This is a genomic window from Pseudomonas asgharzadehiana, from assembly GCF_019139815.1.
Classification (GTDB): Bacteria; Pseudomonadota; Gammaproteobacteria; order Pseudomonadales; family Pseudomonadaceae; genus Aquipseudomonas; species Aquipseudomonas asgharzadehiana.
On record NZ_CP077079.1, the window covers coordinates 5998427 to 6024141 of the forward strand.

Sequence of the window (25715 nt, forward strand, 5' to 3'; positions counted from 1 at the left end):
CAATCTCCTCAAATTTCGGTGAGGGGCGCACGGCGCGAGCCGCACGCCCGGCGCATCAGACGGCGAAGAGCAGGAATTCCCGCTCCCACGAACTGATGACGCGCTTGAAGTTTTCGTGCTCGGCCCGCTTGACCGCGACGTAGCCTGTGATGAATTTCTGACCCAGGTATTTCTCGATGGTCTTGCTGTTTTCCATGCGTTCCAGGGCGTCTTCGATGGTCAACGGCAGGCGCAGGTTGCGCCGCTCGTAACCACGCCCAACCACCGGCGCGCTCGGGTTATGGCCTTCGACCATGCCGATGTAGCCGCACAGCAGGCTGGCGGCAATCGCCAGGTACGGGTTGGCGTCGGCGCCCGGCAGGCGGTTCTCGACACGGCGGTTCTGCGGGCCGGCATCCGGTACGCGCAGGCCGACAGTGCGGTTTTCTTCGCCCCATTCCACGTTCACCGGCGCCGAGGTGTCGGGCAGGAAGCGGCGGAACGAGTTCACATTAGGGGCAAACAGCGGCAGCAATTCAGGGATGAATTTCTGCAGGCCGCCAATGTGGTTGAGAAACAGCTGGCTCATGCTTCCGTCTTCATTGGAGAAGACGTTCTTGCCCGTGGCGATGTCGATGATGCTCTGGTGCAGGTGCATCGCGCTGCCGGGCTCGCCGGTCATCGGCTTGGCCATGAAGGTGGCGGCCACGTCGTGCTTGAGCGCGGCTTCACGCATGGTGCGCTTGAACACCAGGATCTGATCGGCCAGCGACAGCGCGTCGCCGTGACGGAAGTTGATTTCCATCTGCGCGGTGCCGTCTTCGTGGATCAGGGTGTCGAGGTCCAGCTCCTGCAGTTCGCACCAGTCGTAGACGTCTTCGAAGAGCGGGTCGAATTCGTTGGCGGCTTCAATAGAGAAGGACTGGCGACCCGTCTCCGGGCGCCCGGAACGGCCGATCGGCGGTTGCAGCGGGAAGTCCGGGTCTTCGCAGCGCTTGGTCAGGTAGAACTCCATCTCCGGCGCCACGATGGGCTGCCAACCTTTGTCGGCGTAGAGCTTGAGGACTTTCTTGAGCACGTTGCGCGGCGACAGCTCGATCGGGTTGCCTTGCTTGTCGTAGGTATCGTGGATCACCTGGGCGGTCGGCTCGATGGCCCAGGGCACCAGGAACACCGCGTTCTGGTCGGGGCGGCAGATCATGTCGATGTCGGCCGGGTCGAGCAGTTCGTAATAGATGTCGTCTTCGACATAGTCGCCGGTCACGGTCTGCAACAGCACGCTCTCGGGCAGGCGCATGCCCTTTTCGGCGATGAATTTGTTGGTCGGCGAGATCTTGCCCCGGGTGATGCCGGTGAGGTCGCCAATCATGCATTCGACTTCTGTGATCTTGTGGTCTTTCAACCAATCGGTGAGCTGGTCGAGGTTGTTACTCATAAATGCCTCTGGGCTGGGTTTCCTGGCATCCATTAAAGGCCAGGCGTTGGTTGACGCAGCATCCGCGTCGTTTTTTCGTTCAGGGTAGGAGCTTACCTGCCATTTGCTGCAGCGTTGCATTCCTCACGCCAAAGTTGTGCGCAATCTTGATCGGCGCAACGGATGAGGGCCGTTCATCGGCGGTGGCGAGGGCAAGGAAGAGGTCGGACAGGCCGTCAAGAATATTGGCCGGAGCGTGGGTATTCACACGGGATGAATGAACTGCGGACAAAGCCTGGCGCAAGCAGGCAGAGACGCCGAATGGCGGCAGGTGAAACATGAAGCACCCCGGTATTATTGCTGTTATGGGTTTGAATCGAGCTTAGCCTTGTTCATTTTTTTACACAACACCCCCGTAAAAAATACAACACGGCCCGCTCAAGCCCGCGAGTCCCAAGCCCATCAAACCCAAAAAACCGCCCTAAAAAGCCCCAAAAAAGCCTGCGGAGCGCTTTTTTAGGGCAAAAAAGGCCTCGCTTGACTTCGGCATGCCGTTCGGGTTGACTGAAACCAGAAAAGATCAATGATTGATATTTTTAACAACAAAGGTGTTGCATCATGTCGGTACCCCCGCGTGCCGTTCAGCTTAACGAAGCGAACGCGTTCCTTAAGGATCATCCTGAGGTTCTGTACGTAGACCTTCTAATTGCGGATATGAATGGTGTGGTGCGCGGCAAGCGCATCGAACGCACCAGCCTCCACAAGGTTTACGAGAAGGGCATTAACCTGCCTGCCTCTTTATTTGCCCTGGATATCAACGGCTCGACGGTGGAAAGCACCGGCCTGGGCCTGGACATCGGTGATGCTGACCGAATCTGTTATCCAATCCCCGACACCCTGTGCAATGAGCCCTGGCAAAAGCGCCCTACCGCGCAACTGCTGATGACCATGCACGAACTTGAAGGTGAACCTTTCTTCGCCGATCCGCGCGAAGTGCTCCGCCAAGTCGTCAGCAAGTTCGATGACATGGGCCTGACCATCTGCGCTGCCTTCGAGCTTGAGTTCTACCTGATCGACCAGGAGAACGTGAACGGCCGCCCACAACCGCCCCGCTCGCCGATCTCCGGCAAACGCCCGCATTCGACACAGGTTTACCTGATCGACGACCTCGACGAATACGTCGACTGCCTCCAGGACATCCTCGAAGGTGCCAAGGAGCAAGGCATCCCGGCCGACGCCATCGTCAAGGAAAGTGCCCCGGCGCAGTTCGAAGTGAACCTGCACCACGTGGCCGACCCGATCAAGGCCTGCGACTACGCGGTACTGCTCAAGCGCCTGATCAAGAACATCGCCTACGACCATGAGATGGACACCACCTTCATGGCCAAGCCTTACCCAGGCCAGGCAGGCAACGGGCTGCACGTGCATATTTCGATCCTGGACAAGGACGGCAAGAACATCTTCGCCAGCGAGGATCCCGAGCAGAACGCCGCATTGCGTCACGCGATCGGCGGTGTGCTGGAGACCCTACCCGCCCAGATGGCGTTCCTGTGCCCCAACGTCAACTCCTACCGTCGTTTCGGCGCACAGTTCTACGTGCCGAACTCGCCGTGCTGGGGCCTGGACAACCGCACCGTAGCGATTCGCGTACCGACCGGCTCGTCCGACGCGGTACGTATCGAACACCGCGTGGCCGGCGCCGACGCCAACCCTTACCTGCTGATGGCTTCGGTCCTGGCAGGCGTGCACCATGGTCTGACCAACAAGATCGAACCGGGCGCTCCAGTGGAAGGCAACAGCTACGAGCAGAACGAGCAAAGCCTGCCGAACAACCTGCGCGATGCCCTGCGTGAGTTGGACGACAGCGAGGTGATGGCCAAGTACATCGATCCTAAATACATCGATATCTTCGTCGCCTGTAAGGAAAGTGAGCTGGAAGAGTTCGAACACTCCATCTCCGACCTTGAGTACAACTGGTACCTGCATACCGTGTAAGCGGTTGAAGCAGTAAAAGGGAACGCCGCTGACTTTGGTCAGTGGCGTTTTTTTATGGGTTTCTTTTGGGATACCGAGGTGGCCTCATCGGGAGCAAGTCGAATCGTCGCACCGCCCCTCCCACACTTTGATTTGTGAATGCAGTTAAATCTCCCTGCTCATACAATGCCCGCTGCCTTGTAGGAGACTTCCATGACCACCCGCCCCGCCGCCACTCGCAAACCCCGCGCCCGCAGCCAGGCACGTATCGACGCAATCCTCGATGCCGCCCGCACCTTGCTGGCCGCCGAAGGCGTGGACAGTTTGTCGATCTACAGCGTGGCCGAACGGGCGCAGATTCCGCCGTCGTCGGTGTACCACTTTTTCGCCAACGTGCCGGCGTTACTGGAGGCGTTGACGGCCGATGTGCATGCGGCCTTCCGCGCGGCCATTGAGGCGCCCATCGAACATGACGCGCTCAACACTTGGCGAGACCTGTCCAGTATCGTCGAACAGCGCATGCTGACTATCTATGAACATGACGCCGCCGCCCGCCAGCTGATCCTGGCCCAGCATGGCCTCACCGAAGTCACCCAGGCCGACCGCCAGCACGATCTGGAATTGGGACATCTGATGCTGACCGTGTTCAACCGCCACTTTGAAGTGCCGAGGTTGCCAGCCGACGTGGATGTGTTCGCCCTGGCGCTGGAGCTGAGCGACCGCGTGTATGCGCGCTCGGTGCATCAGCATGGGCAGATTACGCCGCGTATGGCGGAGGAAGGGATGCGGGTGTTTGATGCGTATGTGGGGCTCTACCTGCCAGCCTATTTGCCCAAGCGCTGAGCCTTGCGGTGACCGGTAGGCCTCATCGGGAGCAAGCCCCCTCCCACATTGACCGCGTTTCAACTCTGGAATGCACTCAAATGTGGGAGGGGGCTTGCTCCCGATGACGGCCTCAAGACCGACACCCCTCACAACTTGGCGATCGACACCTCAGTGGACTTCACAAAGGCAATCACCTCACTGCCGATCACCAGTTCCAGCTCTTTGACCGAGCGGGTGGTGATCACCGAAGTGACGATACCGGAGGCGGTCTGCACATCGATTTCCGACAGCACGTCGCCGACTACGATGTCCTTGATGGTGCCTTTGAACTGGTTACGCACGTTGATGGCTTTAATGGTCATGGTGTTCTTCCTTCGTGGGACAAGTGAGTTATTGAGCCCAACGCAATTGCGTAGGCAGCGGTGAAACAGGTTCGGGTTCCGGCGGAGCGCCGGGCAACGACAGCACACGGTTGAGCACTTCGGCCTCCAGCGCCGCCAGGCGATGAGAGCCACGGGCCCGTGGGCGTGGCAGGTCGACGATCAGGTCGAGGCCGATTTCGCCGTCTTCGATCAGGATCACCCGGTCGGCAATCGCCACGGCTTCGCTGACGTCATGGGTTACCAGCAACACGGTGAAGCCGTGCTGGCGCCACAGGTTTTCGATCAGTTGCTGCATCTCGATGCGGGTCAGGGCATCCAGCGCGCCCAGCGGCTCATCGAGCAACAGCAAGCGCGGTTGGTGGATCAGGGCGCGCGCGAGGGCCACGCGTTGCTTCTGGCCACCGGACAATGCCGCCGGCCATTCATTGGCGCGCTCCGCCAGGCCGACCGCGTCCAAGGCTTGCAGCGCTTTGGGGCGCCAGTCGCCCTTGAGGCCCAGGCCCACGTTGTCGATGATTTTTTTCCACGGCAACAAGCGCGCTTCCTGGAACATCAACCGCGTGTCTTCAATTGCTTCGCCGAGCGCTGCGGAACCGGCCAGCAGCTCGCCGCCACTGGCTTTGTCCAAGCCGGCCAGCAGGCGCAGCAAGGTACTTTTGCCGCAACCACTGCGGCCGACCACGGCCACGAACTGGCCTGCCGGAATGTGCAGGTCAATCTCTTTGAGCACGTGCCGTGCGCCAAATGATTTGCGCAATTTGCGCACTGCCAGGGGGATCCCTTTAAGCAGGCGCGGAGGTTGTTGAGCTGTCATGCCGCACCGCCTTTATTCACTTGATACGCCGGGTGCCAGCGCAGCCACACACGTTCCAGGCCACGTGCCGCCAGGTCGGCCAGCTTGCCGAGAATGGCGTACATCACGATGGCCAGCACCACCACGTCGGTTTGCAGGAACTCACGTGCGTTCATCGCCAGGTAGCCGATGCCGGAGCTGGCGGAGATGGTTTCCGCCACAATCAGCGTCAACCACATAAAGCCCAGGGCAAACCGCACGCCCACCAGGATCGACGGCAGGGCGCCCGGCAGGATGACTTGCCAGAACAGGCTGAACCCGGACAAGCCATAGCTGCGCGACATTTCCACCAACGCCGGGTCGACGTTGCGGATGCCGTGGTAGGTGTTGAGGTAAATCGGGAACAACGTACCGAGGGCCACCAGGAAAATCTTTGCGGTCTCGTCGATCCCGAACCACAGGATCACCAGCGGGATCAGCGCCAGGTGCGGCACGTTGCGGATCATCTGCACCGAGCTGTCCAGCAGGCGCTCGCCCCACGTCGACAAGCCAGTGATAAACCCCAGCGCCAGGCCGATGCCGCCACCGATCACAAAGCCCAGGCCCGCGCGCCAGCCGCTGATGGCCAGGTGGGTCCAGATTTCGCCGCTGGCCACAAGATGCACCCCGGCTTCAATCACGGCACTCGGGGCCGGCAGAATGCGCGTCGACAACCAGCCCGCCGACACGGACAACTGCCACACCGCCAGCAATAAAACAGGCAGCGCCCAAGGCGCCACGCGATGGCTCAATTTTTCATAATTCATAACGCCACCTCAGCTCTGTGACGCCGCTTTGGGAAGGATATCGTTGGCGACCATCTCGCCGAACGGGCTCACATAGCCGGCGCTTTTCGGCAGTTCCGGACGCTCGATGTCCAGGTGCGGGAACAGCAGCTCAGCGACCCGATACGACTCTTCCAGGTGTGGATAACCGGAGAAGATAAAGGTGTCGATGCCCAGCGCGGCGTATTCCTTGACCCGCGCCGCAACGGTCGGGCCATCACCCACCAGCGCCGTACCCGCACCGCCACGCACCAGGCCGACGCCGGCCCACAGGTTGGGGCTCACTTCCAGATGGTCGCGGTTGCCGCCGTGCAACGCGGCCATGCGTTGCTGGCCAACCGAATCGAAGCGCGCCAGGGAGGCCTGGGCACGGGCGATGGTGTCGTCGTCCAGATGGGAGATCAGTTTGTCGGCGGCTTTCCAGGCTTCGTCGGTGGTCTCGCGCACGATCACATGCAGGCGAATGCCAAAGCGCACGGTACGCCCGAGCTTGGCCGCCTTGGCCCGCACTTGTTCGATCTTCTCGGCAACCGCGGCCGGTGGCTCGCCCCAGGTCAGCACCATTTCCACTTGCTCGGCGGCCAGGTCCTGGGCGGCTTCGGAAGAACCGCCAAAGTACAACGGCGGGCGCGGTTGCTGGATCGGTGGGTAAAGCAATTTGGCGCCTTTGACGCTGATGTGTTCGCCATCGTAATCCACGGTTTCGCCCTCCAGCACACGACGCCAGATGCGCGTGAACTCGACCGAAGCCTGGTAGCGCTCTTCGTGGCTGAGGAACAAGCCATCGCCGGCCAACTCGTCCGGATCACCACCGGTGACCAGGTTGAACAACGCGCGGCCACCGGACAAACGATCCAGGGTCGCGGCCTGACGCGCGGCCACCGTTGGGGAAATGATCCCGGGGCGCAGGGCGACCAGAAATTTCAAACGCTGGGTCACCGGGATCAGCGACGCGGCCACCAGCCACGAGTCTTCGCAGGAACGCCCGGTGGGGATCAGCACTCCACCGAAACCCAGGCGGTCAGCGGCCTGGGCCACTTGCTGCAAATAACCGTGGTCGACGGCGCGAGCGCCTTCGGCGGTGCCAAGGTAATGGCCGTCGCCGTGGGTAGGCAGGAACCAGAAAATAGTGAGGCTCATGGAGTTGTCTCCTGAAGAAGTCGGATTACGGCGCTTTGGCCACGGCAGCGGATGGCGTCCAGATCACGTCCTTGATGCTCAAGGGCTTGGGGATCAATTTGAGTTGGTAAAAGCTGTCGGCGATTTTCTGCTGGGCGGCAACCACTTCCGGGGTCAGGAACAGCGCGCCATAGCCCTGGCGCTTCACCGAGGTCAGGGTGATGTCAGCCGGCAGGCCAAGCAGCGGCGCGACTTGTTCGGTGACTTCCTGTGGGTTGGCCTTGGACCATTCGCCCACCGCGCGCACTTCCTCGATCAGCGCCTTGATCACCTGCGGGTGTTGCTCGGCATACGGCTTGGTCGCCAGGTAAAACTGGTGGTTATCGGCGATACCGGTGCCGTCGCGCAGCGTGCGCGCTTGCAGTTGTTTCTCGGCGGCGGCCTGGTACGGGTCCCAGATCACCCAGGCGTCCACGCTGCCACGCTCGAACGCGGCGCGGGCATCGGCGGGCGGCAGGAATACGGTGTGTACGTCGGTGTATTTCAGGCCGGCGTCTTCCAGGGCACGCACCAGCAGGTAGTGCACGTTGGAGCCCTTATTGAGCACGATTTTCTTGCCCTTGAGCTCGGCCACAGATTTGATCGTCGAGTCTTTGGGCACCAGGATCGCTTCGCTGGTCGGTGCCGGTGGCTCGTAGGCCACGTAAAGCAGGTCGGCGCCGGCGGCCTGGGCGAACACCGGCGGGGTTTCGCCGGTAACACCAAAGTCGATGGAGCCGACGTTCAAGCCCTCGAGCAACTGCGGGCCGCCGGGAAACTCCGTCCATTGCACCTGTACGCCTTGGGCAGCCAGGCGTTTTTCCAGGGTGCCCTTGGCTTTGAGCAGCACCAACGTGCCGTATTTCTGATAACCGATCCGCAAGGTCTCGGCAGCTTGGGCTTGAACAATGGCGCCGAAGGACACAGCCGCAGCAAACAGTGCGACCAGACCACGACGCAAGATGACAGTGCGCATGGCGCTCTCTCCAATTATGCGATGAGGGTTTTGGCTGCACCTGCTTGGCCGTTGGCGGCTGAGTAAGGTGAGTGTTTCTTAAATGGGTAAGGCTCAGATGCTCCAGCGAGCAGTCAACAAACGCTCATTGAGCACATGTGGGTCCAGCGGTTTCGGGCGGCGGGCCATGGCGCTGTAGAGGGTTTCCAGCGCTTCGTGCAAACGCTGCTCCAGCACCGGCACCAATTGCGCCTGCACGCTGCCTTCGCCATAGGCGATCTGGCTGTCCTCGGCAAAAATACCGTGGAGCAACTCCTGGGCTTTGAGGGCCGACAACACCGGCTTCAAGGCGTAGTCCACCGCCAGCATGTGGGCGATGCTGCCGCCTGTAGCCATCGGCAACACGACCTTGTGGGCCAGGGCGCGTTCGGGCAGCAGGTCGAGCAGGGTTTTCAGCGCGCCGGAGAACGAGGCCTTGTACACCGGCGTGGCGATTACCAGGCCATCGGCGTTAGCCACCTGCTGCAACAGATCGATAACCCTGGGGCTGTCGAAGCGCGCATGCAGCAAGTCTTCGGCCGGGAAGTCCCGTACCTGGTAACTCACCACCTCAACGCCTTTGCCTTGCAACCATTGACGGGTTTTTTCCAGCAAGACCCCGGAGCGGGAACGCTGGCTGGGGCTGCCTCCGAGTGTGACGACCAACATGCGGGAATTCCTTGAGCAAGTGCCGGCGGTTCGCTGGGTGGGCGATGGCGCCAATATGTGACAGACCTTATCAGCAGATTTATATATCTATAAATCTTATTTTTTCATTTGTTTATTCCTTAAGTGCATATACGGTTCATAAACCGCCAGGCGAAAAAAAAGGCCGTAAAAACGGCCTGAAAACCCCTGCAATGTGAGTGTTGAAATGCGGTCAACCTGTGGGAGGGGTCTTGCTCCCTCCCACAGAGGTCCCGCGTCAGCGGTTAGGTTGTGGGGTAAGCCGCAGATACGGCTTCACTGCCCTGTAACCCTTTGGAAAGCGCTTCTTGATCTCTTCCTCGTCCTTGAGCGACGGCACGATCACCACTTCATCGCCGTCCTGCCAGTTGGCCGGGGTGGCGACCTTGTGGTTGTCGGTCAGTTGCAGCGAGTCGATGACTCGCAGGATTTCGTGGAAGTTACGGCCGGTACTCGCCGGGTAGGTGATGGTCAGGCGAATCTTTTTGTTCGGGTCGATCACGAACAGGGAACGCACGGTGAGGGTGTCACTGGCGTTGGGATGGATCAGGTCGTAAAGGTCCGAGACCTTGCGGTCGGCGTCCGCCAGGATCGGGAAGTTGACGACGGTGTTCTGGGTCTCATTGATGTCTTCGATCCACTTGTGATGCGAGTCCACCGGGTCGACCGACAGGGCGATGGCCTTGACGCCACGCCTGGCGAATTCATCCTTGAGCTTGGCGGTAAAGCCCAGCTCGGTGGTGCACACCGGGGTGAAGTCCGCCGGATGGGAAAACAACACACCCCAGCTGTCACCAAGCCATTCGTGAAAACGAATCTTGCCGGCGCTGGAATCCTGTTCGAAGTCGGGGGCGATATCGCCCAGTCTTAGGCTCATGGTGTGGCTCCTGATGAGTGCTTATGGAGCCCACTGTGCATGGATTGACGCTGATTTAAAAAGAATAAATATCGATTTATCTAGACGATAAAAGAATATTAAAAATGTGTTCATTGGACGCGAGAAAGGGCGGGGTGCAATATCGCCTCCAAGGTTCGAGAAGGCCTTGAGACGCCGTACAAAGAGGGGTTCAGGACGGGCTTGCGGGGGTTTAGCCCGACTTGAAAGCAAGACACCTTGCCCGGCATTGCGCCGGGCAAGGTTTACGGTCTTACAACAGCTTTACGCTATTACAGCAGTGGCAGCGAGTAGCTGACGATCACGCGGTTTTCGTCTTGGTTGCGCTGACCGGCAATATCGTTGCGCCACATGGCGTTTTTCCAGGCCACACCAACGTTCTTGAACGTACCTTCTGGTACGACGTAGGCAACAGTGATGTCACGTTCCCACTCGTTCGCGCCATTGGAGTTCACGTTGGTCTGAGCTACACCGATTCGGCCGCGGGTATCAATATTGTCGCCACGCAGGTAAACCACACCGGCGGTCAAGCCTGGTACGCCAACCTTGGCGAAGTCGTAAGCGTAGCGAGCTTGCCAGGTACGTTCGCCAGCACGGGCAAACTTGGAGATCTGCGAGTCAGTGGTCAGGTAAGCCGACGAGCCGTCACCCTGGTTCAACCATGGGAAGTCGCTGTCACCGTTGCTGACCTGATAACCACCACCGAAGGTGTGACCGGCCACCGAATACAGGAACAAGCCGCTGTACAGGTTGTTGTCGACTTTACCTTTGGTGACGTTAGCGCCCGCAGCGTTAGTGCCGTAGTCGCCGGTGGTGAAGTAGTTGGCGTCGTGGCTGTTGGCACCGTCAGCGCGGCTATTGAAGTAGCGCAAGTCGGTTTTCAACACGCCAGGACCGATTGCCCAGTTGTGCAGCAAGCCCAGGAAGTGCTGTTTGTAGAACTGGTCCAGATTGCCGTAGTAGTACTGGGCAGTCAGGTCCTTGGTGATCTTGTAGTCACCACCGGCGTAGAGAAACTTGTTGCTGTCGCGGCCAGCGGCAGTACGGCCGTTGGCACCCGCCAGAGACAGGTTCTCGACGTTGCTGGAGTTACGACCCTTGGCCTTTTCGATCTGACCGGCAACCAGCGTCAGGTCCTTGATGTCGTTGGTGGTGATCTGGCCACCCTGGAAAGTCTGCGGCAGCAGACGACCGTCGTTGGTGACGATTACCGGCAGCTTAGGCTGCAAAGTACCCAACTTCAGTTCGGTCTGGGAGATTTTGACTTTAGCGGTCAGGCCCAGGCTGGAGTAGTTATCAACGGCTTCGCCATTGGACTTGCTCGGGAAAACCGTGCCGCCGTAAGAGCCAGCGTTACCAGCCGACGCAGCGGTAGCGCCGTTGGTGCCGCCACCCGAATCCAGACGCACGCCCAGCAGGCCGATAGCGTCAAGACCGAAGCCCACGGTGCCTTGGGTGTAACCGGAGATGAAACGCAAGTCGAAGGCTTGGCCCCATTCTTCTTGCTTGTTCTGCGCGCCGGCCGCTTTGGTCGCGTCGTCACGGTTATCCGTGTTGATGTAGAAGTTACGCAGGCCCAGTGTGGCCTTACTGTCTTCGATAAAACCGGCAGCGCCTGCTTGCTGGGCGATTGCGCCCAAAGCTACAGCCAAAGCCAAGGTGGACTTCTTCATGTACCGCTCCTCTCATTTCTAATTTTTGTATTTCTTTGGTCTCAGGTCTGACGCCTTCGATCCACAGATGCGCGATTAGCACCGGATAGTGACTGGCAAGTCAATCGTAACCTTGTGTGTCTACTACCTTCGTCTAATCACAGTTGATTTGGTCCTTGCAGGGTAATGAGTTTTTCATACACCCAAAAAGAATTATTTCATTCTTTTTCATACGATTCGGGAATAAGCCTTTGCGTGACATGGAGCAGTCAGGGTAGACCAACCGTTCCATAAGCTCATTCCTAAAGGGTATTTGTCAGCACTTTTTTAGATCGATTAGTGTGGACGCTCCATTACATACGTCACCCATGATCAAAAAGGCGACGCCATCATGGCGAAACGCACATCCTCCAGTCAATTTGTTACAGTTTTTGTGTCACTAATAATTTCTTTGCCGACCGCAATCTACCCACAGTCGCCATCCCGTTATCGGCGTGAGATCAAGAATGCTTAAATTTCAGCTGTAACGTGAAAGACCGAGCCACCGCGCAGGCCGGTGCTTACGCAAGCCTGCTCGGTGGTCGAAGGGAGGAAGGGTTTACAAGGCTTTTTCGAAAATCTTCGAATTACGCTGGTAGTTGTAGAGCGACGCCCGCGCCGATGGGAGGCGATCCACGCTGCTCGGCACAAACCCCCGCTCACGAAACCAGTGGGCGGTGCGCGTGGTGAGTACGAACAAAGTTTTCAACCCCTGCGCCCGCGCACGGGCCTGGATGCGCTCCAGCAACACATCCCCCCGCGCGCCATGACGGTATTCCGGGTTCACCGCCAGGCATGCCAGCTCACCCGCGTCCGAATCGGCGATCTGGTACAGCGCCGCACAGGCGATGATCATGCCTTCGCGCTCGACCACGCTGAACTGTTCGATCTCGCGCTCCAGCACTTCCCGTGAACGCCGCACCAGGATGCCCTGCTCTTCCAGCGGGCTGATCAGGTCGAGCAGGCCGCCGACATCTTCAATCGCCGCCTCGCGCACCTGTTCGAATTGCTCCTGGGCGACCAGCGTACCGCCACCATCACGGGTGAACAGTTCGGTGAGCAGGGCGCCGTCCTCGGCGTAGCTGACGATATGGCTGCGCCCTACTCCACCCCGGCAAGCCTCGGCCGCCGCGTCGAGCAGTTCGGCCTGGTAGTTGCTGCTGCCCAGGCGTTGCAAGTGGGCCGGCACTTGTTGCGGGCGCAGTTCGCGCACCAGGCGGCCGTTTTCATCGATCAGGCCGAGGTCGGCGCCGAACAGCAACAGCTTGTCGGCCCCCAAGTCGATGGCCGCGCGGGTGGCGACGTCTTCGCAGGCCAGGTTGAAAATCTCACCGGTGGGCGAATAGCCCAGGGGCGACAACAACACGATGGAGCGCTCGTCCAGCAGGCGGTTGATGCCCTTGCGGTCGACGCGGCGTACTTCGCCGGTGTGGTGGTAGTCCACGCCTTCGAGTACGCCGATCGGGCGCGCGGTCACCAGGTTGCCGCTGGCCACCCGCAGGCGCGAGCCTTGCATCGGCGACGAGGCCATGTCCATCGACAAGCGCGCTTCGATAGCGATCCGCAGATGGCCGACCGCGTCGATCACACACTCCAGCGTCGCCGCATCGGTGATGCGCATGCCTTCGTGGTAGGTCGGGATCAGGCCGCGTGCTTCAAGACGCGCTTCGATCTGTGGGCGCGAACCATGGACCAGTACCAGGCGCACGCCCAGGCTGTGCAGCAGCACCAGGTCGTGGACGATATTGCCGAAGTTCGGATGGTCCACACCATCGCCGGGCAACATGACGACAAAGGTGCAGTCGCGGTGGGCATTGATATAGGGGGACGCGTGACGAAGCCAATTAACGTATTCGGGCATAACACCTGGGCCTGTAATAAAAAGCAGCCAAAAAAGGATGAACCGTGAAAGCGCACAGCGGGCTGATGGTTATCGTCGGAACAGGCTTGGCGACACGCTCACTCTCCTTTTATGTACGAACAGACCGGGGTTAATTTATGCGGGTTTCAAGCAGTAATGCTCGATCAGCTCCCGCAATAGACGCACTGTAGGCGTCAAGCGTGACATTTCGAGGTACTCGCCCGGCTGGTGAGCACAAGCGATATCGCCAGGGCCCAATACCAGGGTTTCACAACCAAGGCGCTGAAGATAAGGCGCTTCGGTCCCGAACGCTACTGCTTCGGCACGATGACCGGTCAAACGTTCCGCCACCCGTACCAGTTCGGCGTCTTCAGGTTGTTCGAACGGCGGCACTTCGGGGAACAGCGGCGCATAGTCGATCTTGACCTTATGGCGCTCGGCCAGGGGTTCGAGCTTCTGCCGGATGGCGGCGCGCAGCATCCGCGGGTCCATGCCCGGCAAGGGCCGCAGGTCGAATTCCAGGGAACACTGGCCGCAGATGCGATTGGGGTTATCGCCACCATGGATACAGCCGAAGTTCATGGTCGGCTGCGGCACGCTGAATTGCGGGTTGCGATATTCACGTTGCCAGGCCAGGCGCAGGCCGCGCAGTTCGCCGATGGCATCATGCATCGCCTCAAGGGCGCTATGGCCCAGGCTCGGGTCAGAGGAATGGCCGCTTTGGCCAAGGATGTCGATGCGCTCCATCATCACACCTTTGTGCAGGCGGATCGGCTTGAGCCCGGTCGGTTCGCCGATCACCGCCGCGCGGCCCAGCGGGCGTCCAGCGTCGGCCAAGGCCCGAGCACCGGACATGGAGCTTTCTTCATCGCAGGTGGCGAGAATCAGCAACGGCTGCTTGAACGGCTGGTCCAGCAACGGCAACACCGCTTCAATCGCCAGGGCGAAAAAGCCCTTCATGTCACAACTGCCCAATCCTACCCAGCGACCATCGACTTCCGTCAGCTTGAGCGGGTCGGTTTTCCACAGGGCTGCGTCATAGGGCACCGTATCGCTGTGGCCCGCCAGCACCAGGCCGCCAGGCCCACTGCCGAAACTTGCCAGTAGGTTGAATTTGCCGGGACTGACCTGCTGGATGTCGATGGCAAACCCCAGATCGCCCAGCCAACCGGCGAGCAAATCGATCACCGGGCGGTTGGTCTGGTCGAGAGACGCTTGGGTACAACTGACCGAAGGCGCGGCAATCAGCGCGGCGAATTGCTCTTTCATGGAGGGTAATGACATGCGCGGTCTCCCAACTTCCCGGATGAGCCCCACTATAGAACCATCCGCTGGGCACAATAAACCGTTGCGGCACGTTGCCGGGCTCAGTCCTGTACACTGCACGACCTTGGCAGCCACCTTTTTCCCCGGCTGCGCTCCCGATCCTGGATTTTCCGGCCATGCAGAAAGAAACCGAAATCAAACTCCGCGTCAGCCGCGAAACACTCGCCGCGCTGCGTGAGCACCCGTTACTGAAAAAACGCAACAAAAGTGGCTGGGAACGCCGTGAGTTGATGAACCAGTATTTCGACACCCCCGAGCGCGACCTGGCCCAGGCCAAAGTCGCCCTGCGTTTGCGCAAGGACGGTGACGAGATCATCCAGACCCTCAAGACCCGCGGCCAAAGTGTTGCCGGTTTGTCGGAACGCAACGAGTACAACTGGGACCTGCCCAAAGCCAAGCTCGACGTGAAGAAACTCGACGGCGAATGCTGGCCCGAGCAACTGGCCGAGCTGGATAAAAAGTCCCTCAAGCCGATCTTCACCACCGACTTCGTGCGCGAACGCGCCGAAATCGCCTGGGGCCGTGGCAAGACCAAAGTGGTCATCGAAGCCGCCCTGGACCTGGGCCACGTGGTGGTCGGCAAGCAGAAGGAAGAGATCTGCGAGTTGGAGCTGGAACTGCGTGAAGGCGAACCCGCCGCCCTGCTGGAACTGGCCGCCGAATTGGCCGCGACCCTGGCGTTGATGCCGTGCGATATCAGCAAGGCCGAGCGCGGCTACCGCCTGTACGACGCAGGCAGCTACTCCCTGAGCCTGCCGGCGCCGCAGATCCAGGCCGAAATGCCATTGGACGACGCCTTCGCCGCGATCATGTGGCACCTGTTGGGCAGCAGTCAGCGCCTGGCCGAGCAATACCGTTTCAATGGCCACTGGCGCCTGCTGCAAGACTGGGTCGACAACCTCGGTGAATTACGCGCCCTGATCGGCAGCCTCGGCCAGGCCGCCCCGCGCCAATCCACCAGCGAACTGCGCAGCGCACTGGATGCCTTGCTGGAAGACTGGCGCCCGCTGGTACAGGCCGGTGATGACGACGAAGACATCCGCAAAGCCGCGCCTGAGCAGTTCGCCGAAGAGCTGCAGGACGTGCGCTGGGGCCTGTTCTCACTGAACACCTCGCGCTGGCTGCTCGCCCGCAGTTGGACTGCCGAGCGCAACGTGCGCGGCAACCGCCAGGGCGCCGCGCAAATCACCAATTGGCTGCCGCGCCTGCTGGCCGACGACGCCGTCGCCCTGCAACTGCCGCGCTACCAGCAACAACCGGAAGACCTGGCTGAACAACTGCCGCGTATCGAGCGCATCCAGGCCTGGCTGCATCATGCGCGTCAGGTGGTAGACATCCCGGAACTGGACCGTTTGTATGGCGAGCTGAACAAGTTGGTGCAACTGGCCAACCAGCCGATCACCGATGAGTCGCTGGATGCGCGCATGCATCAGGCGATTGCGGTGTATCAGAACCGTGCCTGGAAGACCCTTCTGCGCCTGTGATATCCCATCGGGGCAAGCCCCTCCTACATAAATGTGGGGGCTTGCCCCGATGAGGCCCTGCCTGTCAGCGCAATATTGGCAGGCTGGTGGTGGATTTGATCTCGGACAACGCCACAATCGAGTTGACCTCTTGGATCCCCGGCACCATCGATAACTTATCGAAGAAAAACCGCTCGTACGCCTCGATGTCCGACGCCACGATGCGCAGCAGAAAATCCACCGCCCCCATCAGCACATAGCACTCCAACACTTCCGGAAAGCCGCGAATTGCCTCGGTGAACTCGGTGAAGTTGGATCGACCGTGGGCGTTGAGTTTGACCTCGGCGAAAATCTGCGTGTTGAGGCCAATTTTCTTGCGGTCCAGCAAGGTGACCTGGCCGCGAATCACGCCCTCCTCCTTGAGCCGCTGGATACGTCGCCAGCACGGTGACTGGGACAGGCCGACCTGTTCGGCGATCTGCGCACTGGAGAGCGAAGCGTCCTCTTGGAGCAAGGCCAGGATGCGACGGTCGTAGGCGTCCAACTCGCTGTGCATAAAAATACCTTTGATGGTGACTATCTTGAATTGATTAACTCAATTAAACCCAATTAAGGCTCACTTTAGATAAGAAATCTCCCGCAGCGAATGTAAAAATTTCTCCAGTCGAATCTGGAGAGCCCGCATGCACGCCGTCGAAACCACCCAGCCTGTCACCCGCGTTGATGCGTGGGCCACCCACACCGCCCACTGCCAGGCGCACTACCAGATCGTCGCCGAGGCCGAGCCTGACGTGCTGTGTCGGATACTCAACTTTTTTGCCTTGCAGTTTTTGACGCCCAGCCAGGTCACCGTGACCCGTGCAGACGGCCTGCTGAATGTCGATATCGTGATGGACGGCCTGAGCTGGCATAGGGCTCAGGTGATCGGTGAAAAGATTCGAAACCTGATCAGCGTGTGCACGCTACACCTGTGGCCGGCTGATGCCGTGGGGGCTCAAGCGCTGTTGGCGGCCGCGCAGTAAAAGTCTGTAATACATGGCCGGAGGAAGATTGTCGGGGGCTGGCTAGCCTGGGTTTACATCCGAGGCTACCCAGGAAGACCTTCATGGCTGTTGATCAGCGATTGGAACTGCATGCGTTACTGCCGGCCCTGGTCGAGGCAGGGCTGATTACACCCGACATCGCTAGGCGCGTATCGGCGCTGCCGGCCGACAGCACCCTGCATCCGCTGGAGTGCATCGCCGCCCATGGCCCGTGCCTGGAAACCCTCACGCAGTGGCTGGCCCGGCATGCAGGGCAACCTTATCTGCGCATTGACCCGCTGAACATCGACGTGGCCGCGGTAGTCCCGCTGATGTCCCACGGGTTTGCCCAGCGTCACGGGATCCTTGCCATAGCGGTGGACACACACACCCTCACCGTGGCCAGCGCCCAGCCCCACGTGACCGGGTGGGAAGCCGGGCTGGCGCAGGTGCTCAAGCGCTCGATCAAACGCGTAGTGGCCAACCCCCAGGCGATCCAGCGCTGTATCGGCGAGTTTTATCGCTTGGCGAAGTCCGTCAGCGGCGCGGATCAAAAAGTGCCGGTGCCCGGCAACTTCGACCTGCTCAACCTCGGCGCCAGCGACCAGGAGCCGGACGCCAACGACGCGCATATCGTCAACATCGTCGACTGGCTGTTGCAGTACGCCTTCGCCCAGCGCGCCAGCGATATCCATATCGAACCGTGCCGCGAGCAGGGCCGGGTGCGCTTTCGCATTGACGGGTTGCTGCACGACGTCTATCAATTCCCGCCGCAGGTGACGATGGCGGTAGTCAGCCGCCTGAAAAGCCTGGGCCGCATGAACGTGGCGGAAAAACGCAAACCCCAGGATGGCCGGGTCAAGACCAAAAGCCCGGCGGGAGCGGAAGTGGAGTTGCGCCTGTCGACCCTGCCCACCGCCTTTGGCGAAAAACTGGTAATGCGGATCTTCGACCCGCAGGTACTGCTCAAAGACTTCGACCAGTTGGGCCTGTCCAGTGAAGACCAGCAGCGCTGGCACGCCATGACCCGCCAGGCCAACGGCATCATCCTGGTCACCGGCCCTACCGGCTCGGGCAAGACCAGCACCCTCTACACCACGCTCAAGCAACTGGCGACCCGCGAGATCAACCTGTGCACGGTGGAAGACCCCATCGAAATGGTCGAACCGGCGTTCAACCAAATGCAGGTGCAGCACAACATAGACCTGACCTTTGCCAGTGGCATCCGCGCCCTGCTGCGCCAGGATCCGGACATCATCATGATCGGCGAGATACGCGACCAGGAAACCGCGGAAATGGCGATCCAGGCCGCCCTGACCGGGCATCTGGTGCTGTCGACGCTGCACACCAATGATGCACCCAGCGCCATCAGCCGCTTGCAGGAACTGGGCATTGCTCATTATTTGATCAAGGCCACCTTGCTGGGGGTCATGGCGCAGCGACTGGTGCGTGTGTTGTGCCCTCACTGTAAACAGGCGGCGGGCGAGGTGTACGAGGCCGGGGGGTGCACCGAGTGCCGAAACAGCGGGTATCGGGGCCGAGCCGGGGTCTACGAAATCATGGTGCTGGACGACACACTCAAGCCGCTGATCACAGCGGGTACCGACGTGCAGGCCTTGCGTCAGGCTGCCATCGCCCACGGCATGTGTGACCTGCGCATGGCCGGCATGGGCAAAGTAAACGCGGGGCTGACCACCCTGGCGGAGGTCTTGCGGGTGACGCCGGGGGGTCGGTAACAAATCCTTTGATTGCAGCGCTTTGAAACCGTTCTTCTCAGTGACAACACCGTTACAATCGGCCGAACGTCGTTTCACTGACACCATCAGATAGGGAATCGCTATGCAGATCGGAACCGTACTGCTTCTTTTCGTGGGCTTGGCCATCGCCATCCTGTTCATGGGCTTCAAGGTAGTGCCCCAGGGCTATCAATGGACGGTCGAGCGTTTTGGCCGCTATACCAACACGCTGAAACCTGGCCTGAACATCATCATCCCGGTCATGGACCGTATCGGTCGCAAGATCAACGTGATGGAAAGCGTGCTGGACATCCCGCCCCAGGAAGTGATCACCGCCGACAACGCTACCGTGCAGATCGACGCCGTGTGCTTCTTTCAGGTGGTCAATACGGCCCAGGCCGCCTACGAGGTCAACAACCTCGAACACGCCATCCGCAACCTGTTGCAGACCAATATCCGCACGGTACTCGGCTCCATGGAGCTGGATGCCATGCTCAGCCAGCGTGACGGTATCAACGAAAAACTGCTGAGAACCGTGGATGAAGCCACCGCGCCGTGGGGTATCAAGATCACCCGTATCGAGATCAAGGACATCAGCCCGCCTGCCGACCTGATGGCTGCCATGTCCGGCCAGATGAAAGCGGAGCGCATCAAGCGGGCGCAAATCCTCGAGGCCGAGGGCCTGCGAGCATCTGCGATCCTTACCGCCGAAGGCAAGAAACAGGCGCAGATCCTTGAGGCTGAGGGTAGCCGCCAGGCGGCGTTTCTTGAATCCGAAGCCCGCGAGCGTCAGGCCGAGGCGGAAGCACGCGCAACCCAGGTGGTATCTGAAGCCATCGCATCGGGCAACGTGCAGGCGGTCAACTACTTCGTTGCGCAAAAATACATCGACGCCCTGGGCAAGCTGGCTTCGGCCAATAACAGCAAGGTCATCCTGATGCCGCTGGAAGCCAGCCAAGTGATCGGTGCGGTCGGCGGTATCGGCGAGATCGTCAAGGCAACGTTCGATAACAAGAAAGGCTGAGGCCAGCACCATGTGGGATTTCCTGCAGCACCTGTCATTTTGGGATTGGTTGGCACTGGGCACGGTGCTGTTGATTCTTGAGGTATTCGGCGCCGGTGGTTACCTGTTGTGGATGGGTATCGCGGCGGCGGCCGTGGGGGTGATCAAGTTCCTGGTGCCGCCCCTCGGCCTGGAATGGCAACTGCTGTTGTTCGCCGTGTTGTCGATATTGACGGCCGTGTATTGGTGGAAACGCCAACGCAGCAGCGCCAAGGCCAGTGACCAGCCTGGGCTGAATGAACGCGGCTCGGAACTGGTGGGTCGCACCTTCATGGTGCACCAGGCAATTGTGGACGGGCGCGGCAAGGTGAAAGTCGGTGATGGCGTGTGGATGGTGACCGGCCCCGACACCCCGGTAGGTACTCAAGTGCGCGTAGTTGGCCAGGACGGAGTGATCTTAAAGGTTGAAACTGTTTAGTCAGTGATGGAACTCGACCGGGCTATCTACAATCAAAACCCACAGATAACCCCACCGGAGTCACCCATCATGCGTCTCAAATATGCTGTCGCAACCCTCGCTGTGCTTTCCCTTCCTGTCGGTTCAGCCATGGCCGACAGTTTCTGGCGGAATGTCATCTCGTCGGGCGCCACCACTGGCTCGACGTACTTGACCTTCAAGGACCACAAGCTGGTGGTTGCCGCACAAGACGACGCAGGCAGCTTTGTTGCCAGCGACGGCGGCATCCGCGGCCCGTACCTGGAAGCCGCCATGCAAAAAGTGCGCGCCGACAACCCTGGCCTGCAAGCCACGGATATGGAGTTGGCCAACGCCATCCTCGCGAAGAACGCTGTCACCGAGTGATAGCCATACGCTGAAAAAAATGCCGCTGTGAAGCGGCATTTTTTTGCCCGCGAAGTGACGATTCATTCACAGGCGACAGGCTATATTCAGTCATGCCGTGCAACCATGCCTGCACTGATAAGCCCCTCACTCATCGCCAATCTGAACGGACGCCTTCGTCGTTATGAGCCAACAGCCCTTTCTGCCATTCTCCAAACCTACCATCGATGAAGCCACCATCTCGGCGGTTGGCGATGTATTGCGCTCCGGCTGGATTACCAGCGGGCCAAAAGTGCAGGCGTTCGAGGCGCAGTTGTCGGAGTATTTTGGCGGTCGACCGGTGCGTACGTTCAACTCGGGCACCTGTACCATGGAGATTGCCCTGCGTATCGCCGGTATCGGGCCTGGGGATGAAGTCATTACCACGCCGATCTCTTGGGTGGCCACGGCCAATGTGATTCTGGAGGTGGGCGCCACACCGGTGTTTGCCGATATCGACCCGGTGACCCGCAATATTGACCTGGCCCAGGTGGAAGCCGCGATCACCCCGCGCACCAAGGCGATTATCCCGGTGTACCTGGCCGGCCTGCCCCTGGATATGCCGATGCTTTACGCACTGGCCAACAAGTACAACCTGCGTATCGTCGAAGACGCAGCCCAAGCCCTGGGCTCCAGCTGGGATGGCGAGCGCATCGGCGCCACCGGGGATTTCGTGTCATTCAGCTTCCAGGCCAACAAGAACATCACCTCCTCCGAGGGCGGGTGCCTGGTATTGAATAACGCCGAGGAGGCGCGCCTGGCAGAAAAGTACCGTCTGCAAGGCGTGACCCGCAGCGGCTTCGATGGCCTGGATGTGGATGTACTGGGTGGCAAGTTCAATATGACCGATATCGCCGCCGCCATTGGGTTGGGGCAATTCGCGCATATCGAGAAGATCACCGCGCACCGACAGAACCTGGCGCGGCATTACTTCAAGTGTTTCGGCAGCGACTTTGAAGAGAAATACGGCGCGCAACTGCCGCCGGCGGATTTCGAAAACAGCAACTGGCATCTGTTCCAGCTGGTGCTGCCGGAGCGTCAGGATGGCCTGCCCGCTCGCGCTACGTTTATGGAGCAGATGCAGGCCCACGGTGTCGGCATTGGCTATCACTACCCGCCGATCCACCTGCTGAGCCTGTATCGGGCACAGGGGTTCAAGGAAGGGATGTTCCCGGTGGCGGAGAAAGTGGGGCGTTTGATTGTGTCGTTGCCGATGTTTACCGCAATGACGGAGGCAGATGTGGAACGGTCGGTGGCGGCGGTAAAAGCAGTCCTGAGCGCAAACTGAACAATCACGGCTGACCTCGGTTGAATGTAGAAGGGGGCTTGCTCCCGATGGGCGGTGGTCAGTTACTGATCAGTGAACTGACACTCCGTCATCGGGAGCAAGCCCCCTTCCACACGGGTCTTGCGTTTATTCGCCGATGGCCGCTTTGTAGCCGGCAGCATCCAGCAGTTTTTCCAGGTCAGCCGGGTTGCTTGGCTTGAGTTTGAAGATCCAGGTGCCGTAAGGGTCGGTGTTCAACAGTTCAGGCTCACCACTCAACGCGTCGTTAACCGCAATCACTTCGCCAGCAATTGGCGAGTAGATATCCGAAGCGGCCTTCACCGACTCAACCACACCCGCTTGATCTTCAGCGGCAAACACGTTGCCGACTTCGGCCAACTCAACAAACACCACATCCCCCAACGCTTCCTGGGCATGGTCGGAGATCCCGACGGTCACGGTGCCGTCAGCTTCCAGACGGGCCCATTCATGACTCTCGGCGAAACGCAGGTCGGCCGGGATATTGCTCATAGTCTGTGTCCTCAAGAAAAATGTCAGCGGCCTTCGGCCTGCCGGAAATAGTTAGATCAAGGTTTTGCCATGGCGCACAAAGGTCGGTTTGACCACCCGAACCGGGTACCACTTGCCGCGGATTTCCACTTCGGCCCGATCGGCAGTCGCCGTCGGTACACGCGCCAGGGCAATGGATTTGCTCAGCGTAGGAGAGAAACTACCACTGGTGATCTCCCCTTCGCCAACATTGGCGATACGAACCACCTGGTGAGCGCGTAAAACCCCGCGTTCTTCCAGCACCAGCCCGACCAATTTGAACTGCACGCCCACCGCCAGCTCTGCTTCCAACGCAGCGCGGCCGATGAAATTACGCCCAGCAGGTTCCCAGGCGATGCTCCAGGCCATGTTGGCCGCCAGGGGCGAAACATCCTGGTGGATGTCCTGGCCGTACAGGTTCATGCCAGCCTCCAGGCGCAGCGTGTCCCGTGCGCCCAGGCCGATAGGTGAAATACCGGCGCCCACCAGATCGTTGAAAAAACCGGGGGCCTGATCGGCAGGCAGGACAATCTCCAAGCCGTCTTCGCCGGTATACCCCGTGCGAGCGATAAACCAATCGCCATCGGCCTGGCCTTCAAAGGGCTTGAGCTGGTGAATCAGGCTGCTGCGTGACTGGGTGACCAGCTCGGCAATCTTCTGCCGGGCATGGGGGCCTTGAATGGCCAGCATGGCCAGCTCGGGCCGCTCATGCATCTGCACGTTGTAGCTACCCAGTCGGGCCTGCATCCAGGCCATGTCCTGGTCGCGGGTGGCGGCGTTGACCACCAGTCGGTAAGCGGCCTCGGTGCGATACACGATCATGTCGTCCACCACGCCGCCCCTCTCGTTGAGCATGGCGCTGTATAACGCACGGCCGCAGCCATGCAAACGGTCAACGTCATTGGCCAGCAGGTGCTGGAGCCATTCCTTGGCCTGGGGGCCTGTGACATCGATCACGGTCATATGAGATACGTCGAACACCCCGCAGTCGCGTCGAACCTGGTGGTGTTCTTCAACTTGCGAGCCGTAGTGCAGAGGCATATCCCAACCGCCAAAATCGACCATTTTCGCGCCAAGGGCGAGATGCAGGTCATACAGAGGCGTACGCTGTCCCATGGGTTTCTCCTTCCGGGCGTGGCGAGGGTGCGCAGCGTCGCTGTACCGGCTGAACCCCTTGAATTACAGGGGCTGCAGCCACAAACAACAACGCGATCCGAAAGACGGAGCGCACCGAATGCCGCGCATTGTAGCCGCAAGCCGTAGGACTGACACCTAACTGATGGAGCGGGCGGAGCGTCGAATGAGCCCGATGACCGGTAACAGGCCGACCAACACCAATGTCAGCGCCGGCAAAGAAGCCCGCGCCCACTCGCCTTCGCTGGTCATTTCAAAGATGCGCACCGCCAGGGTGTCCCAGCCAAACGGGCGCATCAGCAGGGTGGCGGGCATTTCCTTGAGCACATCGACAAACACCAGCAGCGCGGCGCTCAAGGTGCCGGGGAGCAAGAGCGGCAGATACACTTTGCAAAACAGTCGCGGGCCACTCACGCCCAGACTGCGTGCCGCCTCGGGCAACGATGGACGGATACGTGCCAGGCTGTTTTCCAGCGGCCCGTAGGCCACCGCCAGGAAACGCACCAGATACGCCAGCACCAGCGCCGACAGGCTGCCCAGCAGCAACGGCTTGCCCGCGCCGCCCAGCCAACCCGACAGCGGCACCACCACTTCGCGGTCCAAATAGCTGAACGCCAGCATGATCGACACCGCCAGCACCGAGCCTGGCAAGGCGTAGCCGACGTTGGCCAGGCCGGTACCGGAACGGATCGCCCGGGTCGGCGCCAGTCGATTGGCAAACGCCAGCATCAGCGCCACGCTCACCGTGATCAGCGCCGCGATGCCGCCCAGGTAAAGGGTATGGATGATCAGGCCCGAATAACGCTCATCCAGATCGAAGCGGCCGCGCTGCCAGAACCAGGCGATCAGTTGCAGCACGGGAATCACAAAGGCACACGCGAACACCAGGCCACACCACATGCTGGCCGCTGCCGCCTTGAACCCCGTCAGGTGGTACAACGCCTTGCCCCGTGGCCGCTCATTGCCGGGCCGACTGGCCCCACGGGCACGGCGTTCGCCGTACAGCACCAGCATCACCACCAGTAGCAACAGGCTAGCCAGTTGCGCCGCGCTGGACAGGCTGAAAAAGCCGTACCAGGTCTTGTAGATGGCGGTGGTGAAGGTGTCGAAGTTGAACACCGAGACTGCGCCGAAATCTGCCAGGGTTTCCATCAACGCCAGGGCGACCCCGGCGCCAATCGCCGGCCGCGCGATGGGCAGGGCCACACGCCAGAACGCTTGCCACGGCGATTGCCCCAGCACGCGCGCGGCTTCCATCAAGCCTTTGCCCTGGGCCAGGAATGCACTACGCGCCAGCAGGTAAACGTAAGGGTAAAAAACCAACACCAGCACAATGATCACGCCACTGGTGGACCGCACGCGTGGCAGGCGCAAGCCCGTGCCGAACCACTCGCGTAGCAGGGTTTGCACCGGGCCGGAAAAGTCCAGCAGGCCTACGAATACGAAGGCCAGCACATACGCCGGGATGGCGAACGGCAGCATCAACGCCCAGTCAAGCCACCGCCGCCCGGGGAATTCGCAAAGGCTGGTCAGCCAGGCCAGGCTGACACCCAGCAGCGTTACCCCTATGCCGACGCCCACCACCAACGTCAGGGTATTGCCCAACAGGCGTGGCATCTGGGTTTCCCAGAGGTGGGACCAGATCTGTAGGTCGATGCTTTGCCAGGACAGCAACAGCACGCTCAGCGGCAGCAGCACCAGGGCGGCGACGGTGAACACCGGCAGGTACCAGCGGCGTTGGGCGGGGTGGGCCAAGGGTCAGCTCTCAGTAAATAAACTCGAAAAACACCACACTCCAATGTGGGAGGGGGCTTGCTCCCGATGGCGGAGTGTCAGTCTACTCATCAGTGACTGATC

General features: G+C 60.3%; 25 protein-coding genes. 9 read left to right on the forward strand and 16 right to left on the reverse strand.

Annotated features, from left to right (window positions below; translation table 11 throughout):
• Positions 1 to 55 precede the first annotated feature (55 nt).
• Together KSS96_RS27335 and KSS96_RS27340 are read right to left on the reverse strand one after the other, a co-directional pair.
• Positions 56 to 1414: a glutamine synthetase family protein gene (locus tag KSS96_RS27335; RefSeq protein ID WP_017530900.1), complete on the reverse strand. Its 1359-nt coding sequence runs from the start codon at positions 1412 to 1414 to the stop codon at positions 56 to 58.
• Between the two features lie 79 nt (positions 1415 to 1493).
• Positions 1494 to 1733 (reverse strand): hypothetical protein, encoded by a 240-nt coding sequence (locus tag KSS96_RS27340; protein ID WP_080598201.1) that lies wholly within the window; start codon positions 1731 to 1733, stop codon positions 1494 to 1496.
• Positions 1734 to 2011: 278 nt separating this feature from the next.
• Here KSS96_RS27340 and KSS96_RS27345 point away from each other — a divergent pair, with 278 nt between their 5' ends.
• Together KSS96_RS27345 and KSS96_RS27350 are read left to right on the forward strand one after the other, a co-directional pair.
• The gene (locus KSS96_RS27345; RefSeq protein ID WP_003176781.1) at positions 2012 to 3388 is read left to right on the forward strand and encodes a glutamine synthetase family protein; all 1377 of its coding nucleotides are present in this window, start codon (positions 2012 to 2014) and stop codon (positions 3386 to 3388) included.
• 192 nt (positions 3389 to 3580) lie between these two features.
• Positions 3581 to 4210 (forward strand): TetR/AcrR family transcriptional regulator, encoded by a 630-nt coding sequence (locus KSS96_RS27350; RefSeq protein ID WP_065879294.1) that lies wholly within the window; start codon positions 3581 to 3583, stop codon positions 4208 to 4210.
• 128 nt (positions 4211 to 4338) lie between these two features.
• On the opposite strand, the gene KSS96_RS27355 is transcribed toward KSS96_RS27350, so the two are convergent.
• From KSS96_RS27355 to argE, 10 genes are all read right to left on the reverse strand, one after another.
• Entirely contained in the window at positions 4339 to 4554 is a 216-nt protein-coding gene (locus KSS96_RS27355; RefSeq protein WP_217855539.1) for a TOBE domain-containing protein, read from the reverse strand.
• A gap of 28 nt (positions 4555 to 4582) precedes the next feature.
• Entirely contained in the window at positions 4583 to 5389 is an 807-nt protein-coding gene (gene ssuB, locus KSS96_RS27360; protein WP_017530898.1) for an aliphatic sulfonates ABC transporter ATP-binding protein, read from the reverse strand.
• Positions 5386 to 6174: an aliphatic sulfonate ABC transporter permease SsuC gene (gene ssuC, locus KSS96_RS27365; protein WP_017530897.1), complete on the reverse strand. Its 789-nt coding sequence runs from the start codon at positions 6172 to 6174 to the stop codon at positions 5386 to 5388. Before ssuC ends, ssuB begins: the two co-directional genes overlap by 4 nt.
• Before the next feature lie 9 nt (positions 6175 to 6183).
• Complete coding sequence (gene ssuD, locus KSS96_RS27370) at positions 6184 to 7332, reverse strand: FMNH2-dependent alkanesulfonate monooxygenase (RefSeq protein ID WP_017530896.1); 1149 nt, start codon at positions 7330 to 7332, stop codon at positions 6184 to 6186.
• Between the two features lie 25 nt (positions 7333 to 7357).
• Positions 7358 to 8326, reverse strand: a complete 969-nt coding sequence (locus KSS96_RS27375; RefSeq protein ID WP_068933698.1) for a sulfonate ABC transporter substrate-binding protein — start codon at positions 8324 to 8326, stop codon at positions 7358 to 7360.
• Positions 8327 to 8419: 93 nt separating this feature from the next.
• Positions 8420 to 9013 (reverse strand): NADPH-dependent FMN reductase, encoded by a 594-nt coding sequence (ssuE, locus tag KSS96_RS27380; RefSeq protein ID WP_065879293.1) that lies wholly within the window; start codon positions 9011 to 9013, stop codon positions 8420 to 8422.
• 256 nt (positions 9014 to 9269) lie between these two features.
• On the reverse strand, positions 9270 to 9908 hold the full coding sequence (locus tag KSS96_RS27385) for a peroxiredoxin (RefSeq protein ID WP_003176789.1): 639 nt from the start codon (positions 9906 to 9908) through the stop codon (positions 9270 to 9272).
• Between the two features lie 290 nt (positions 9909 to 10198).
• Positions 10199 to 11599, reverse strand: a complete 1401-nt coding sequence (locus tag KSS96_RS27390) for an OprD family porin (RefSeq protein WP_116078129.1) — start codon at positions 11597 to 11599, stop codon at positions 10199 to 10201.
• Between the two features lie 577 nt (positions 11600 to 12176).
• Complete coding sequence (argA, locus tag KSS96_RS27395) at positions 12177 to 13478, reverse strand: amino-acid N-acetyltransferase (protein ID WP_065879292.1); 1302 nt, start codon at positions 13476 to 13478, stop codon at positions 12177 to 12179.
• Between the two features lie 135 nt (positions 13479 to 13613).
• Positions 13614 to 14762 carry an acetylornithine deacetylase gene (argE, locus tag KSS96_RS27400; protein ID WP_068933701.1) on the reverse strand — a complete coding sequence of 383 codons (1149 nt, stop codon included), beginning with the start codon at positions 14760 to 14762 and terminating at the stop codon, positions 13614 to 13616.
• Positions 14763 to 14920: 158 nt separating this feature from the next.
• On the opposite strand from argE, the gene KSS96_RS27405 reads away from it, so the two are divergent.
• On the forward strand, positions 14921 to 16288 hold the full coding sequence (locus KSS96_RS27405) for a CYTH domain-containing protein (RefSeq protein WP_017530890.1): 1368 nt from the start codon (positions 14921 to 14923) through the stop codon (positions 16286 to 16288).
• Between the two features lie 64 nt (positions 16289 to 16352).
• Here the strand turns inward: KSS96_RS27405 and KSS96_RS27410 are convergent, their stop codons facing one another.
• On the reverse strand, positions 16353 to 16823 hold the full coding sequence (locus tag KSS96_RS27410) for an Lrp/AsnC family transcriptional regulator (protein WP_017530889.1): 471 nt from the start codon (positions 16821 to 16823) through the stop codon (positions 16353 to 16355).
• A 127-nt stretch (positions 16824 to 16950) separates the two neighbouring features.
• Here KSS96_RS27410 and KSS96_RS27415 point away from each other — a divergent pair, with 127 nt between their 5' ends.
• The 6 genes from KSS96_RS27415 to KSS96_RS27440 all read left to right on the forward strand — a co-directional run bounded on the left by KSS96_RS27415 (position 16951) and on the right by KSS96_RS27440 (position 22196).
• Complete coding sequence (locus KSS96_RS27415; protein WP_065879290.1) at positions 16951 to 17289, forward strand: ACT-like domain-containing protein; 339 nt, start codon at positions 16951 to 16953, stop codon at positions 17287 to 17289.
• A gap of 83 nt (positions 17290 to 17372) precedes the next feature.
• Positions 17373 to 19025: a GspE/PulE family protein gene (locus KSS96_RS27420; protein ID WP_068933702.1), complete on the forward strand. Its 1653-nt coding sequence runs from the start codon at positions 17373 to 17375 to the stop codon at positions 19023 to 19025.
• Positions 19026 to 19128: 103 nt separating this feature from the next.
• Complete coding sequence (locus KSS96_RS27425) at positions 19129 to 20049, forward strand: SPFH domain-containing protein (protein WP_003176797.1); 921 nt, start codon at positions 19129 to 19131, stop codon at positions 20047 to 20049.
• A gap of 10 nt (positions 20050 to 20059) precedes the next feature.
• Positions 20060 to 20506: an NfeD family protein gene (locus tag KSS96_RS27430; RefSeq protein ID WP_017530886.1), complete on the forward strand. Its 447-nt coding sequence runs from the start codon at positions 20060 to 20062 to the stop codon at positions 20504 to 20506.
• A 69-nt stretch (positions 20507 to 20575) separates the two neighbouring features.
• Complete coding sequence (locus KSS96_RS27435) at positions 20576 to 20890, forward strand: DUF2388 domain-containing protein (RefSeq protein ID WP_003176799.1); 315 nt, start codon at positions 20576 to 20578, stop codon at positions 20888 to 20890.
• Positions 20891 to 21053: 163 nt separating this feature from the next.
• Positions 21054 to 22196: a DegT/DnrJ/EryC1/StrS family aminotransferase gene (locus KSS96_RS27440; protein WP_068933704.1), complete on the forward strand. Its 1143-nt coding sequence runs from the start codon at positions 21054 to 21056 to the stop codon at positions 22194 to 22196.
• Between the two features lie 126 nt (positions 22197 to 22322).
• On the opposite strand, the gene gcvH is transcribed toward KSS96_RS27440, so the two are convergent.
• The 3 genes from gcvH to KSS96_RS27455 all read right to left on the reverse strand — a co-directional run bounded on the left by gcvH (position 22323) and on the right by KSS96_RS27455 (position 25613).
• Positions 22323 to 22706 carry a glycine cleavage system protein GcvH gene (gene gcvH, locus KSS96_RS27445; protein ID WP_017530884.1) on the reverse strand — a complete coding sequence of 128 codons (384 nt, stop codon included), beginning with the start codon at positions 22704 to 22706 and terminating at the stop codon, positions 22323 to 22325.
• A 51-nt stretch (positions 22707 to 22757) separates the two neighbouring features.
• Entirely contained in the window at positions 22758 to 23840 is a 1083-nt protein-coding gene (gcvT, locus tag KSS96_RS27450; protein ID WP_217855540.1) for a glycine cleavage system aminomethyltransferase GcvT, read from the reverse strand.
• A 156-nt stretch (positions 23841 to 23996) separates the two neighbouring features.
• Positions 23997 to 25613 (reverse strand): ABC transporter permease, encoded by a 1617-nt coding sequence (locus KSS96_RS27455; protein WP_065879286.1) that lies wholly within the window; start codon positions 25611 to 25613, stop codon positions 23997 to 23999.
• Positions 25614 to 25715 lie beyond the last annotated feature (102 nt).